The organism is Sarcina sp. DSM 11001, assembly GCF_900101015.1.
GTDB lineage: Bacteria > Bacillota > Clostridia > Lachnospirales > Lachnospiraceae > CAG-791.
The window spans coordinates 56,172-71,109 of sequence record NZ_FNFZ01000010.1; the positions used below are offsets into that span (position 1 = coordinate 56,172).

At 52.8% G+C, this 14,938-nt stretch carries 8 protein-coding genes; all 8 read left to right on the forward strand.

The window, feature by feature from the left end; translation table 11 throughout:
- Positions 1-12 precede the first annotated feature (12 nt).
- Positions 13-3,240 (forward strand): SpoIIE family protein phosphatase, encoded by a 3,228-nt coding sequence (locus tag BLT02_RS06865; RefSeq protein WP_092992900.1) that lies wholly within the window; start codon positions 13-15, stop codon positions 3,238-3,240.
- Between the two features lie 423 nt (positions 3,241-3,663).
- Positions 3,664-4,815 (forward strand): glycosyltransferase family 1 protein, encoded by a 1,152-nt coding sequence (locus BLT02_RS06870; RefSeq protein ID WP_092992902.1) that lies wholly within the window; start codon positions 3,664-3,666, stop codon positions 4,813-4,815.
- A gap of 136 nt (positions 4,816-4,951) precedes the next feature.
- Positions 4,952-5,803 (forward strand): LicD family protein, encoded by an 852-nt coding sequence (locus BLT02_RS06875; protein WP_092992904.1) that lies wholly within the window; start codon positions 4,952-4,954, stop codon positions 5,801-5,803.
- A gap of 43 nt (positions 5,804-5,846) precedes the next feature.
- Complete coding sequence (locus tag BLT02_RS17750) at positions 5,847-8,747, forward strand: flippase (RefSeq protein ID WP_242869722.1); 2,901 nt, start codon at positions 5,847-5,849, stop codon at positions 8,745-8,747.
- A gap of 209 nt (positions 8,748-8,956) precedes the next feature.
- Positions 8,957-10,405 carry a hypothetical protein gene (locus BLT02_RS06885; protein WP_092992906.1) on the forward strand — a complete coding sequence of 483 codons (1,449 nt, stop codon included), beginning with the start codon at positions 8,957-8,959 and terminating at the stop codon, positions 10,403-10,405.
- A gap of 62 nt (positions 10,406-10,467) precedes the next feature.
- Positions 10,468-12,132, forward strand: a complete 1,665-nt coding sequence (locus tag BLT02_RS06890) for a CotH kinase family protein (RefSeq protein WP_092992908.1) — start codon at positions 10,468-10,470, stop codon at positions 12,130-12,132.
- Positions 12,133-12,567: 435 nt separating this feature from the next.
- Positions 12,568-13,890: an electron transport complex subunit RsxC gene (gene rsxC, locus BLT02_RS06895; RefSeq protein WP_092992910.1), complete on the forward strand. Its 1,323-nt coding sequence runs from the start codon at positions 12,568-12,570 to the stop codon at positions 13,888-13,890.
- Positions 13,880-14,935, forward strand: coding sequence for an RnfABCDGE type electron transport complex subunit D (locus BLT02_RS06900; protein ID WP_092992912.1), 1,056 nt, complete (start codon positions 13,880-13,882; stop codon positions 14,933-14,935). Before rsxC ends, BLT02_RS06900 begins: the two co-directional genes overlap by 11 nt.
- Positions 14,936-14,938: the final 3 nt, after the last annotated feature.

Below are 14,938 nucleotides of genomic sequence, written 5' to 3' on the forward strand. Positions count from 1 at the left end.
GGGTGTGCAAGAATGATAAAAAGATGTGGAAAAATTATCAACTGTATCCTGATATTCTTTGTTCTGCTCCAGTTGACGGCCGCTGTGGCGCGCGGGAACAGCGAAGTGCCGCAGGAGACCCTGAATGCCTCGGGGAATCTGAACGTTGATTCGTCTGTCGACCCTGTCGGACTCAAAGAAGGGTATTCGGCGGTGCTGTACGACAGTATGAACGGTCTTCCTACTTCCGAGGCAAACGCCATCGCGGAGACAGAAGAGGGATTTATCTGGATCGGCAGTTACAGCGGGCTGATCCGTTTTGACGGGAATACTTTTGAACGCATGGACTCCTCCACCGGGATCGCAAGTGTGAAGTGCCTCTATGTGGACCGGGAAAACCGCCTGTGGATCGGTACCAATGAGAGCGGCGTCTTTTTGATGGAGCGGGGAGAGTTCCGCTGCTGGGATGAGAAGGCCGGACTTAAATCCACATCGATCCGTTCTATTCTGCAGAGAGGGGACGGTCTGATTTATATAGCGACTACGGACGGGATCGCGTCGGTCGATCAGAAAATGAATTTCCGCGTTCTGGATGATCTGGAGCTTAAGGATTCCTTTATACACGAACTCAGAAAAGGAGCGGACGGCACTGTCTACGGTCTGGATAACAGCGGAGATATCTTTATTCTGGAGAATGAAAAAACAGTCCGTTATCTGCAGTTTAAAGACAAGAAGGCCGGGAGGATCAACTGTATACTTCCGGATCCCGCTGATCCCGGAAATATTTATATGGCAACGGGGGATTCCAGTATCTACTCCTGCAGTGTCGGAGATTCTCTGAAAGTGCTGAAAAAAACGGACATTTCACCGCTGTCCCAGGTCCAGCAGTTTGAATACATCGACGGCGATCTCTGGATCTGTACCAGAAACGGGATCGGGGTCATGGATGAAAAAGGCTTTCACAAACTGGAAAACATTCCCATGGACAATTCCATCGGTCACGTCATGACAGATTATGAAGGCAACCTGTGGTTTACCTCCACGCGGCAGGGCGTTATGAAGATTGTGCCCAATCAGTTTTCCAATATCTTTGAGCGCTTCAAACTGCCGGAGGCGGTGGTCAATTCCACCTGCAGGTATGGAAACCGGCTCTTCATTGCCACAGATACAGGGCTGACAGTCCTGGATGAAAAAGGAGTCGTTTCCTCAATTCCACTTACCAAAGCCGTGACTGCTTCCGGTGTTCCTCTGGAGGCAGCTGATCTTGTGGAACTTTTGGACGGCTGCCGTATCCGGTCCATCATACAGGACAGCCTGGGACGCCTGTGGATCAGCACCTGGAGGAGCCATGGTCTCCTCAGGTATGATAAGGGGAAACTGACTGCTTTTACGGTGGAGGACGGCCTCTTCTCCGATCAGGTGAGGATCGTTTACGAGTGCAGGGACGGTTCCATGCTCGTCGCCTGCACAGGCGGTGTAAATGTCATTGAGAAGGATCGTGTGACCCGGAGCTACGGTGAACAGGACGGTATTACCAATACGGAGGTCCTGACTGTAGCAGAGACAGACAAGGGGGATATTCTCATCGGAACCGACGGAGGAGGTATCTTTGTCTTCAGCGGAGAAAAGATGGTCCGTCAGATCAGACGCGCGCAGGGCCTGACCTCGGAAGCGGTCATGCGTATCAAGCCGGATTCGAAGGATAAAATCTACTGGATCGTAACAGGCAATTCCCTTGCCGTTATGGATGAAGATTATCAGATCACGACTCTGAATAATTTCCCTTACTCCAACAATTTTGACCTCTATGAGAACTCAGCCGGGGAGTTCTGGATCCTGAGCAGTAACGGAATTTATGTTCTGCGCAGAGAAGAACTACTGAGGAACGGAAAAATGGATCCCCAGCATTACGGAAGGTCGGACGGGATGCCCTGTATCACGACCGCAAACTCCTACAGCGAGCTCACCGGCACAGGAGACCTGTATATCGCGGGGACGACCGGTGTTGCCAAAGTCAATATCGAAAAGCCTTTTGAAAACGTCAACAGGCTGAAGGTCGCCGTCCCCTATATTGACGCGGACGGTGTCAGGATCTATCCCGATGAAAAGGGCGCTTTTACTGTCTCTTCCAAAGCCAGGAAACTGACGGTCTACAGCTATGTCTATAATTATTCACTGGTAAATCCCCTGGTGACCTATTATCTGGAGGGCTTTGACCAGTCTGAAAACACAGTCAGCCGGAGCAATCTGGGACCGGTCGATTATACAAACCTGCCCGGCAGGACCTACCGGTTCGTGATGGAGCTCAAGGATTCCATGGGCCGCGGAAACCGGTCGTTTTCCTTTCAGATCGTCAAGGAAAAGGCTCTGTATGAGAACGCCTGGTTTATACTTCTGACAGCCCTTCTGGCCGTTTTTCTTGTCGCGCAGGCCGTCAGTATGTATTTCCGCCGGAAAATGACTGACCTGGAGAAAAAACACCGGGAGGAGGAGGAAAAACGACGGATCAGCAGGGAGCTGAAAATGGCCTCTGAACTTCAGGAAAGTATGCTGCCCTATGAATTTCCGCCGTTTCCTCTTCGGCAGGAATTTGATATTTACGCGTCCATGAATCCGGCCAAAGAGGTGGGCGGCGATTTCTATGACTTTTATCTGATCGATGACGATCATCTGTGCCTGGCCATTGCGGATGTCTCGGGAAAAGGGATTCCTGCCGCTTTGTTTATGATGATCTCCAAAGCGATCCTGCAGAATACTGCCATGCTGGAAAATAATCCTTCGGAGATTCTGACCATGACCAATGAGGCGCTCTGCTCCAACAATAAGCTGGAGATGTTTGTCACAATCTGGGTCGGGATCCTGGAAATCAGCACCGGGATCATTCGTGCGGCAAATGCCGGTCATGAATATCCTGCCGTGATGAAAGATGGAAAATTTACCCTGCTGAAAGGCAGACACGGCCTTGTCATCGGCGGCCTGGAGGGCATAAAGTACCCGGAATATGAGATTCGTCTTGAACCTGGAGACAAGCTGTTTTTATACACTGACGGAGTGACTGAGGCGACGGATTCCGATAAGAAGCTTTTCGGCACAGAACGTCTGGTGGATGCTCTGAACATAGATCCTGATGCGCCGCCGCAGCAGATCCTGAAAAATGTGCGGGGAGCCGTGGACAGATTTGTAAAGAATGAGGAGCAGTTTGATGATCTCACCATGCTCTGTCTGGAATACAGAGGACCGTTGTCTGACAGCAGTACCTGAATGAAGAGACAGGCAAAATGAGCGGAATCCGAGTGGCTGGAACGATGCGAGAGCGCCCGTGGCGCGGAGCAGCGCGTAGTTTATTCCTACAGATTTGCGGGCACCCGCCCATGACCAGAAACATGAAATTCGGGCATGACCCTATTCATAATCATAAAAGCACCGTGTTGTGGTAAAATAGACAGGACGAAGATCTGCGGCGGGGCTGTGCTGTCCGGGGCGCCGGGCCATTTGAAGAATGTGTCATAGAGAATGAGTCCCGGATCATGCAGGGGCTGCGGATCAGGGTTGAGAACTGAAGGAAAGCTGCGTTGGCTGTAGAAATGCTGCGTGAACTGAAGGAAAGCTGCGTGAACTGAAGGAAAGCTGTGTGAACTGAAGGAAGGCTGTGTGAATATCCCACCAGCTCCCCGGGAGGCAGGTATGTATAATGTGCTTGTATTTGGAATGACAGAAAACCCCGGCGGGGTCGAGAGTTTTCTGATGAATTATTACCGGCGGATCGACCTGGAGCGGTTTCACTTTGATTTTCTGTGCAATTCCTACGATCCGGTCGCCTTTGAGGATGAGATCCACCGGATGGGAGGCCGCACGATCCATTTTACGTCAAGACGCCGGAACCCCCTGCGGTTTAAAAGGGAGCTGGAAAGCTTTTTCGTGAAGCATGCCGGGGAATATCAGGCGATCTGGGTGAATGTGAACAGCCTGGCCAATATAGACTATCTGAAACTGGCCGTAAAATACGGGATCCCGAAGCGGATCATCCACAGTCATAACGCTCAGAACATGGACACAAAGCTCCGCGGTATGCTCCATGAGGCAAACCGTTCTAAGCTGGGAAAGTATGCCACAGACTTCTGGGCATGCTCCGACTATGCGGCGAAATGGTTTTACGCCGGGCGCGGCGGCAAGGGTGAGCTGCGGCATCCCGCGGTCGTGATCCGCAATGCTATCGACGTGGAAAAGATCCAGGCCGGGATCGTTTTGAGAAAAGAAATCCGGGCGAAACTCGGCTGGGAGGATGCCTGTATTCTTACTTGTATAGGACGCCTGCATTTCCAGAAAAACCAGAAATTCGCGGTCGATGTCCTGGCGGAGCTTCTGCCCCGGATGCCGCAGGCGAGGCTCCTGCTGGTGGGGCAGGGAGAGGATGAGACTATGCTGCGCGCCCATGTACGGGACAGGGGCATCGAGAGTCGGGTCTGCTTTGCAGGTGTCGCGGAGGATGTCTCCGGATATCTGGGCGCTTCGGATTTCTTCCTCTTTCCTTCTGTTTTTGAGGGACTGGGGATCGCCGGGCTCGAAGCCCAGGCGGCGGGACTGCCGACGCTTGCTTCCGCCAACGTGATTCCTGAGGATATCGCGGTCACAGACCTTTTACACTTTGTACCGCTTGAAGAGGGACCTGCTGCCTGGGCGGACCGGGTCCTGAGTATGCTAAAAGAAGCAGAGCCCCGGCCGGAGAGCTTACAGGACCCTCTGTTTAAACGGATCCTTGACGAATTTACGGAAAAGGGCTATAACAGTGCGGCGGAAGTAAAGAGACTGGAGCAGCTGCTGGCGGGGGAGAAATGAAGCTTTTTCCGCGCCGGCTGTGTACCGGCAGCGGGAGTTCACAGCAGCATAGCAGAGGACAGATCCTGCGGGGATCCGTCTTCGCGTCGACAATTCTTTTTCAAGCAATCATTACTTACAAATCACAGGAGCAAAAATGAAAAAACTGACACTGGATGAGATCCGCGGTCTGGAGCTGGAACTGCTGGACGCTTTCAAGGCACTGTGCGACCGGAATAACATTTATTTTACGCTGGGCGGAGGGACGCTGCTTGGCGCGATCCGCCACCAGGGCTTTATTCCCTGGGACGATGACATTGATGTCATGATGCCCAGGCCTGATTATGAGCGTCTGTTCCATCCGGAGGAGCTGGATCTGACCGGTTTCCCGGAGTATATGAAAATTTTGAGCTATCGGGACGGGAGTCTGAGGTATCCCTTTATCAAGCTGGTGGATACCCGGACCTTTGTTGATTTTCCCTACTATGACAGCGCGGAGAATATCAGCCAGATCTGGATGGATATTTTCCCGATCGACGGCAATCCTGTTGACAAGACTGCTAACCGCCGCGTCTATGAAAAGTCCCTCAGGCTCCGGAAGCTGATCTTTGTCAAGATCGCGAAAAAGGGCGAGGGAAAGACAGCCCTTAAGCGTCTGTTCAAGCCTGCTGTGATCGGTGCGCTGAAGGTCCTGTACCCCATGCCCAGGCTCCTGAAGGATATCGATGACCTGTCAAGTGCGATCCCCTATGAGAGCACCCCCTATGTGGGCTGTATCATGTGGGGGTACGGTCCCCGGGAACGGATGTCCAGAAAGAAATTCGGGAAAGCCGTAATGGTGCCTTTTGAGGGAAGACAGATGCCTGCCCCGTCCAATTACCATCACTATCTGACCGGTCTGTATCACGATTACATGCAGCTTCCGTCCGAGGAGAAGCGTATCATGCATGGCATGGACGCCTGGCTTCTGGAGGAGGGCGAGACACCGGAGGATATAAAACGGACCTGAGCCTATTCAGAAAAGCTGGTACAGACCAGCCTGGAGTTATCCTATGATTTTTGACAGTAGAGCTGCAAGAGTGCGGATCCCGCAGGAAGCACCGCGGGTCCGGCTGGACGAGCTCATGACCTTTACCGGCCTCATCCTGTGGGTGGTGCAGGCTTATATAGAAGACAGCGGCTTCGCTGTGATTTTTGGTACGGAACTGGGCAAGCTGATCCGCTATTTCTGCCTGCTTCTCTTCCTTGTCAGGATCCTGCTCTCGGACATGCATCTGGCAGCCCGGGCTTTTTCTGTTGCCGCCGTCTTTTTCTGTTATCTAATGATGATCCAGAAAATGGCGGGCTCCGGGATCACCTTTCTGCAGCTGTTTGTCATGATGATGGCAGTGAAGGACATTTCTTTTAAAAAAATCTGCAAGGTCATGTTCTGGACCTGTCTGACCTGTTATCTGGGAGTCCTGTTATTTGATAAAATCGGGCTCATCTGGAGACCGCCGCTGATCGACGGCGACAGGGTCCGGGACTATATGGGCTTCCGCTTTGTCTCTTTCCCGTCTTTTTATATTTTTAATCTGTTTTTCTGCGGCGCTTATGCCTATACGGGGTCTCTCGATGAAGTCCGCAGGATCCGCCTGAACAGGCAATGCCCGCCCAGGCTGCCGCTCTGGTCTCTGGCTGTCCTGGAAGGAATCAATCTCCTTGTCTACATCAGGACCAACACCAATATCCCGTTCCTGATCACAACCTTCTTTGTCTTTCTTTATCTGGTCAGTTTCTATGGCGGGATCGACCTGTTTCCCGACTGCGGACTGATGCGGTTTCTCGCGGGCGCATGTTATCCGGTGCTGGCGTTTCTTACTTATCAGGTGGTTTCCCGCTACAACGGGAATAACAAGAAGTGGCTGAAGATCGATGACAAGCTGACCCATTTCCGCATCCGTCATGCGGCAGAGGGACTAAAGAGGTACGGCATCCATCCCTTCGGTCAGGTCGTCTACCAGAACGGAGACCTGCAGTCCCCCAATTATTTTTATATCGACAGCGCCTATATGAAGGTGCTGATCAACTACGGCCTGATCTTTGCAGTCATCCTGTTTGGCATTTACGCCATGATCTCAGTCGCTGCTGTAAAGAACAGGGACACTGTTCTGTGTATCTGGATGGTGTGCATCGCCGGCTACAGTCTGATGAACAACGTCCTCATGGATCCGGAACAGTGCTGCAGCCTGTTCGCCTTCTGGTACGCCCTGGATGTCATGAGACGGGGCCGGCGCGGCGGCGGGAGAAACATCTTTACCGGAGCGCCTCCGGGAAACGGTCCTCAGCCGGGATTGGGCACAAAGAAAAGTATATTAGAAACAGAACCGCAATCTGATCCGGGACCACAGAAAGCTGCACCGGAAACTAATCAACAATCTGATCCGGAGCTTCAGAAAGCCATACCGGAAATGGATCCGCAGCCGGATCAGGGACCACAGAAAAAGGATGGCGGCAGTCAGCCGAGCGTACGCCTTAATTTTGTCCTGAGCATGGCCTATCAGGTCCTGATCGTTATCCTTCCCATGATCACAGCGCCCTATCTGGCGCGGGTCCTGGGGGCGGCAAAAAACGGGATCTACAGCTTCACCGCTTCCTATCAGACCTATTTCTCCATGTTCGCGGCACTCGGCACGGTCTCTTACGGATCAAGGGAGATCGCCCGCAACAGAAAGGACAGGCCGCTGCGCTCTAAGCTTTTCTGGGAGATCGAGCTCATGACAGTGGTGACCTCGACTCTGTCCATCATCGCCTTCCTGCTGTTTATTTATACGAGGGACCGGTACAGGATCTACTATATTCCGCAGATCATGGCGGTTCTGGCGGTCATGTTCGATATCTCCTGGTTCTTTACAGGAATAGAGGAGTTCCGATATACGGTGACCAAGAACGCGCTTTTCAAACTCGCGGGCGTCATATTGATCTTCCTGTTCGTGCATAAGCCGGAAGATCTGATGATCTATATCATTATCCTGTCAGCGAGTACGCTTCTGGGAAATCTGTCCATGTGGCTCTACATGCCGCGCTTTCTGGACCCGGTGGACTTCAGGACCCTCCGGATCCGGCGCCACCTGAAGGAGACGATGGTCTATTTCATTCCCTCGATCGCGACTTCGGTCTATACCGTTCTGGACAAGACCCTGATCGGAGAGATTACCCGCAACGAAGCGGAAAACGGTTATTACGACAGTGTTGTCAAGCTGATCAACATCATGAAGGCACTGACGTTTACGGCGCTGAACAGTGTGCTGGGAGCCCGGATCTCCTTCCTGTTTGCGGAGAAAAAATATGACGAGATCCGCCGCAGGATCGAGACCTCGATCAATTACATCCTTTTCATGGGACTTGCGATCTGCTTCGGTCTCTCGGGTGTGGCACCCAGGTTCATCCCCTGGTTTCTGGGACCCGGTTATGAAAGATCCATCACCATGCTGATCCTGATGAGCCCGATCGTCGTGATCATAGGCGTCAGCAACTGTCTGGGTTCGCAGTATTATACCCCGTCGGGAAAGCGGGCTCAGAGTGCCCGGTTTATTATTATGGGCTCCTGTGTGAATCTGGTGCTCAACCTGTTCCTGATCCCGAGATACTGGGGTTATGGAGCGATCGCGGCCTCGATCATCGCCGAGCTGGTGATCACGATCCTGTATGTGGCTTTCTCCGGAGAATCCTTTCATCCCATTGTCCTCGTGCGGGACGGCTGGAAAAAACTCCTGGCGGCAGTGCTCATGTTTGGAGCGGTCCGTCTCATCGATCCGTTTTTCCACGCGAATTTCCCGGCCCTGGTCTGCGAAGTCGTTCTGGGGGCAGCTGTGTACACGGGTGCCCTGTTTATCCTGCGGGACAGCTTCATGACAGGCTTCTGTATGGATCTGGTCAGGAAAACAATATTTAAGAAAAGACTGCGGTCCTGATGCTGACATGATGACCAGAAAGTACATTTTTCAAGATTACTGTCACGATTTCGGAGCGCATGGTCATTAAGTGCATATAAACGGCGCATAAAAACTGCGCATAAAAACGGAGCATGAAAACTGATGCTGCAGTTCCGGACGTACTTCTTTGCACTGGATGCGGCACTATGCTATAATGAACGCAGGTTCTTAGATTTGGGAGGATTGCATTGAATAATCAGAATTATACAAACCGAAACCATCCGGCCACTCCGATGAGGGAGGTGAGCCTTCCGAGACTTCTGCTTCTGACACTGCGGCACTGGCGCAGCATGTTCCTCTTCGGCCTGATCCTTGCGGTCCTGCTCGCCGGCATGAAGGTCCTGCGTGAGTACAAAAACAGGGGAGTTTCCAATGTCGCCCACGAGGAATACCTCGCTGCGATGGAGATTTACAATGCCTCCGTCGAAGCCTATTCCGGAGCGATCGAGAAGTTTCAGACCAAGATCGACAATAAGCAGAAATACTTTAATGAATCACTGCTGATGCAGATCGACCCTCACAATGAGTGTGTCTCCACGATTTCCATGGTAGTGAAGACTCCCGGGATGGAAGAAGCCGACACTTCTGCCGCGCAGGCCGGACAGACACAGAGTCCGGCTATCGTCAATGCCAGCAATGTCGTCCATGCCTATACGGATTTTATCAGCTCCAACATTTCCTTTGACAAGATCGCTGCGGAAGCGGGTGTCACGGAACAGAGCGTGCGGGAACTGGTGCTTGTCACAACGGATCAGTATCATTTCAGCAGCGTGTTCAAGGTGCAGGCCCGCAGTATGGACATGGATCTTTCCAAAAAGATCATGGACCATATTCTGGAGGAGATCGATCAGAACAGGGATGCCTTCAAGAGCACTCTGGGAGAGTATGACCTTGAGCTGGTGAGCCGGAGCGAAGAGACCGCGGTCGATACCGCCCTCCTGCAGCAGCAGACGGAGCTTCAGAATTCGATCGCCACCCTTCAGAAAAACCTCCAGACGTCGCAGACAAGTCTGAAGGAACTCATTAAGCCCACGGAAGCTACAGGCGCATCCATGAAGACGATCCTGAAAAACGGTATTAAATACGGCATCGTCGGTATGGCAGGAGGAATCTTCCTGATGGTCCTTTTCTGGGCAGTCAGGATCCTGCTGTCAGGAAAGATCCTGACAGATGATGAGATCAACGTCGGATACGGACTCAGAAATCTCATGACTTTCTCCGCAGGAGCCGCAGGGAGGAGAAAACGCTTCCCGGTTGACAGACTGGTGGATAAGATCGTAAGCGGCGCCCCCAATATGCCCTTTGTCTCTGCCTGCGATGTACTCATTGCCAGAGTGGAAGCCCTGACTGATCCCGGGGAATCGTGTCATGTAATTCTTGTCAGTTCTTTAGGAGGAAACCGGATCGATAATCTGGCCAGGACTCTGAGCTCCCGTGCCCAGGAAGCCGGCATCAATGTGACTTTTGAGGCCTCAAAGGATCTGGAGAAAAACGCTTCTGCCATCCGGGCGCTCAGGAACGCGAACGCCTGTGTCGTTGTCGAGAGAGTGGGAGAGTCTGTTTACAGGACTGCCGCCGAGGAAGTAGAACTGCTCCTGGCTTCCGGAAAGGAAATACTGGGAACTGTATATCTGTAAAGTATTTTAAAGGTAAGGGTCCGGCAGTGGATCCTTACCTTTAAAACACTTTGGGAGTGATTATGAGGATCATCAGACCGTTTTTACTGGTCTTTACCTGCCTTCTGGCAATAGCGGCGCTTCTGCTCAGGCTGCCGGATTCCGGCGGCGGGAAAAGCGGGAGGACCGGGGAATTTGTCTCCGCCAGAAAATTTGAACAGCTGGAGAGGGGAACGCAGGAGGAGGATTTTGATCCCTCCGCCCTTTTATGGGAGGGAGGGCCTGTTCCCTGTGATGCACCGTCCACGACAGTCTTTATTCCCTGTGACCTTCAGACTGTTCAGGGGACAGGTCAGACCGGAAACTGCAAAGATCTGGCCGCCGGTCTATCCGGTTCTGAAGAAAACGCCTCTGTGTTCCTGCTGACAGATGACTGGACAGGGGTACCGGAAGAGGCAGTCAGGGAAAGCCATCCCTTCCGCGCCGTCCTTGTCTCGGGCAAAAAAAGGATGTCCTTCCAGGTTGTCCTGACCGGCCTTCCTGCCGTCTGTCTGCACAGGACGGACCAGGAGGAAATAGTCCGGAAAGAGGTTCACGAGGGCCGGATCAGGATCATAACCGGCGCGGGATCAGGGACAGAAAACGATCCGGGCGATGCCGGAAAAGAATTCCGCTGCACCTTCCATGTCCGCGGGAATGTATCCTCCACTCTGGATAAGAAACCTTATAAGATCTCCCTGGTGGATGAAAGAGGGGAGAAGACGGATGCCTCCTGGCTGGGACTCCGCCGGGATGACGACTGGATCCTGAACCCTCTTTTTACAGACAGCACCAGAGTGCGGGAGATGACAGCCTATGAGCTGTGGGAGGAGACTGCCTCCTGCACCCCCGGGCCTGAAGCCTCTTCTCATATGGAATACACAGAGGTCTTCCTGGACAATGAATACCAGGGGATCTACACTTTGATGGAACCTGTGGACAGGAAGCAGCTGGGGCTCAAGCGGGGGGATATCCTTTATAAAATCGACCGGTGGGACTGGGAATATCCCTATCTGGACCTTTATGAGGAAAAAGAGGGGGAAGAGGTACTGGAGATCCTCAATGATCATGGACTGCCCTGCGTGGAGATCCGCTACCCCCTCGCCTGGGACAGCACTGCCACATGGAAACCCATGGAGGCCTTTCACAGCTTCTGCTTCAGGACAAAGGATCCTGAGACCCTCACTGACGCCGGGCTCAGCGCGGATCTGGACAGTGTGGTCAGGATGGATCTGTTCTGCACACTGATCCACGGAATGGACAACAACTGGAAGAATACCTTTCTGATAGCCAGGAATACTCCTGAAGGCTACTCTTTGTACCGCACGATCTGGGACATGAATTATTCCTTCGGTGATGTTTTTATTTACCAGCCGGAAGAAAATTATGTCATTTTTGACCCGGATACCGCCCGGAGCCTGAAGTCCAGGGAGGACAGTACCTTTGATTATGCTGCCTTTCTGGAGACTGACCCGGAGCTGGAGGACTCCCTGAGAAAGCTCTGGACATCCTGGAGACAGGCCGGAATCAGTGCTTCCTCTGTCTGCGGGATGGCGGAAAGAAACAGAGAGATCCTCGAGAGCAGCGGAGCCATGATAAGAGAAGCTGAACGCTGGCCGCTGGAGACAGGAGGCCGGGAGGAGATGGAAGAGATGGAAGAGTGGATCCGCCGCAGGTTTGCTTTTCTGGATGCATATTTTAATTTCTGAGTCTTGTCTGCCGCGCCCCGACAGGGAGTGAATTGTAAAAAAAGGCCTGGAAGCTGAGCGGATGATCTTTATAGCCCGCCGCTTTGGATCCTGTAGCGATACCCTGTGGCGATTGACGGCTGAATTGTACTAAAAAAGGAACAGTTTTTTTAATTCTGTACACAATTCGGGCAGACAGGAAATTCACTTCTGGTTTATAATATATTAGATGTGCTTAGGTTCTGTTTTGCATCTTTATTTGCTGACAGTTCCTTCAACAGGAAAACCGGGACCGCAGCCGGCTGCTCTGCACCAGATCGGGCAGGGCATGAGGGACTGCCTGACGGTTTTCCCGAAATGAAAATGGAACAATCTGTCCTGGATCCGCACTGTGGGGGTGTGTGTGATAAGGACGGTGTTCATATGTCACATTTGGAGAAAGGGAGGAGCTAACTTATGTTTTTCAAATCAAGGCATTTGAACAGCATTAACGCCGGCCATCATAAGCACACGGCCGGATGTGCGACAGAGATCATGCCGGTTCCTGCTACTGTCAGGATCTCCATGTCGCAGAACATTGGTGCGCCCTGTAAGCCCCTTGTCAAAAAGGGGGACACGGTCCTGGTGGGCCAGAAGATCGGCGACACGGATGCGTTTCTGCATGTGCCTGTCCACGCCAGTGTTTCCGGTAAGGTGACCGGTATTGAAACACAGCGTAACGCCATGGGCGGTATGGACACGATGGTTGTCATCGAGTCCGACGGACAGCAGACAATGGATCCTGAGATCAAACCGCCGGTCGTCACAAACCACAAGGAATTCGTGGAAGCTGTCAAGGAAAGCGGCCTGGTAGGCCTGGGCGGCGCATCTTTCCCGACCTGGCTCAAATTCAATCCCAAGGACATGAACAGCGTCAAGACGCTGATCATCAACGGTGCGGAGTGTGAGCCTTTCATTACGTCGGACCACAGGACAATGCTGGAGGATGCCCAAAACGTGATCGACGGCGCGCTTGCCGTCATGAAGTACCTTGAACTCGATGAGTGCTATATCGGTATCGAGGACAATAAGCAGGATGCCATCGATAACTTTGATATGATGTTCTCACAGCAGGGCATCAACAATATGTACACATTCCCGCTCAAGGCAAGCTATCCGAAGGGCGCGGAGCGTGTCCTGATCTATGAGGTGCTTGGCAAGGTCTGTGACGCAGGCGTTCTGCCGGCGGATCTGGGATGCATCGTTTCCAACGTCACTTCGATCGCTTTCCTGGGCCAGTATCTGAAGGACGGTATTCCGCTCATTTCAAAGCGCATGACCGTGGACGGCGATTCCGTTGCCGAGCCCAAGAACATTGTGGCTCCCATCGGCACCGAGATCCATGACGTCGTTGAGTTCTGCGGCGGCTACCGCAAGCCCCCCAAAAAGATCCTGATGGGCGGTCCTATGATGGGTCGCGCGATCTTCTCCGACAGGATGCCCATCGTCAAGAACAACAATGCGATCCTCGTCTTTTCCAGGGAACAGGCCTGGATTCCCGAGGAGACGGCCTGCATCAACTGCGGCAGATGCCATCAGGCATGTCCGTTCGAGCTTTTGCCCACCGGTTTTGCAGATGCATATGAGGCTGGCAATGTGGAGCGCCTGAATGACCTCAAGGTCATGCAGTGCATGGAGTGCGGCAGCTGCTCGTTCGTCTGCCCCGCGCATCGTCCGCTGGCCTTTATGAACAAGCTGGGCAAGGCAATGGTAAGGGAGGCGAGCACAAATGGCAAGTAATACGAAATATTATGATAATTTGACCGTATCCAACTCGCCCCATCTGGTGACGAGCCTGGATACAACCAAGACAATGCTGTTTGTCGTGGCTGCTCTGTGCCCCGCGGCTGTTATGAGTATTGTTTATTTCGGCGTTCCCGCCGTCGTACTGATCGCTGTCTGCATGGCTGCATGCGCGTTCTTTGAGTGGGCTTATGAGAAGATCCTCAACAAGCCTGTCACTGTCCGCGACGGAAGTGCTCTGGTCACAGGTCTGATCCTTGCACTGAACCTGCCCGCGAACCTGACACGCCTGGAGAGCATCCAGTATCCGATCTTCATGCCGATCCTGATCGCCATCATCGGCAGCTTTGTCGCGATCGTCATCGTCAAGCAGCTCTTTGGCGGTATGGGAAGGAACTTCGCGAACCCGGCTATCGTCGGCCGTATTACCCTGTTCCTGTCCTTTACTTCCTTTATGTCCTGCTGGCCGACAACCAATTTCCAGAAGATCGACGCTGTTACCAGCGCGACCCCTCTGGGCTATCTGGCAGACGGCAGCCTTGCCTATGCGCCTTCCCTCAAGGATATGTTCCTTGGAAACATCGGCGGCGCCATGGGTGAGACCTGCGCTCTTGCTATCCTGATCGGCGCGATCTTCCTGATCGCCAAGAAGATCATCTCCCCGATCATCCCGGTATGCTTTGTCGCGACTGTATTTATTTTCGCTCTCGTGTACTATGCAGTGATCGGCGGCGGCCCCGACGGTCAGTCCGCACTGTATATGGCTGCATTCCATATCTTCGCCGGCGGCGTGATGTTCGGTGCGGTCTTCTGCGCAACCGACTATGTAACATCCCCGATCATGCCTCTGGGCAAAGTGCTGTTCGGTATTGGCTGTGGTCTGGTGACAATGATCATCCGCCTGTTCTGCTCTTATCCTGAAGGCGTTTCCTTCGCGATCCTGTTCATGAACATCATGACTCCTCTTATCAACAACTTCGCTGAGGACCAGTTCTACGGGATTTCAAAACGCAAAAAGGCAGCGGCGGAAAAGAACGCATAAGGA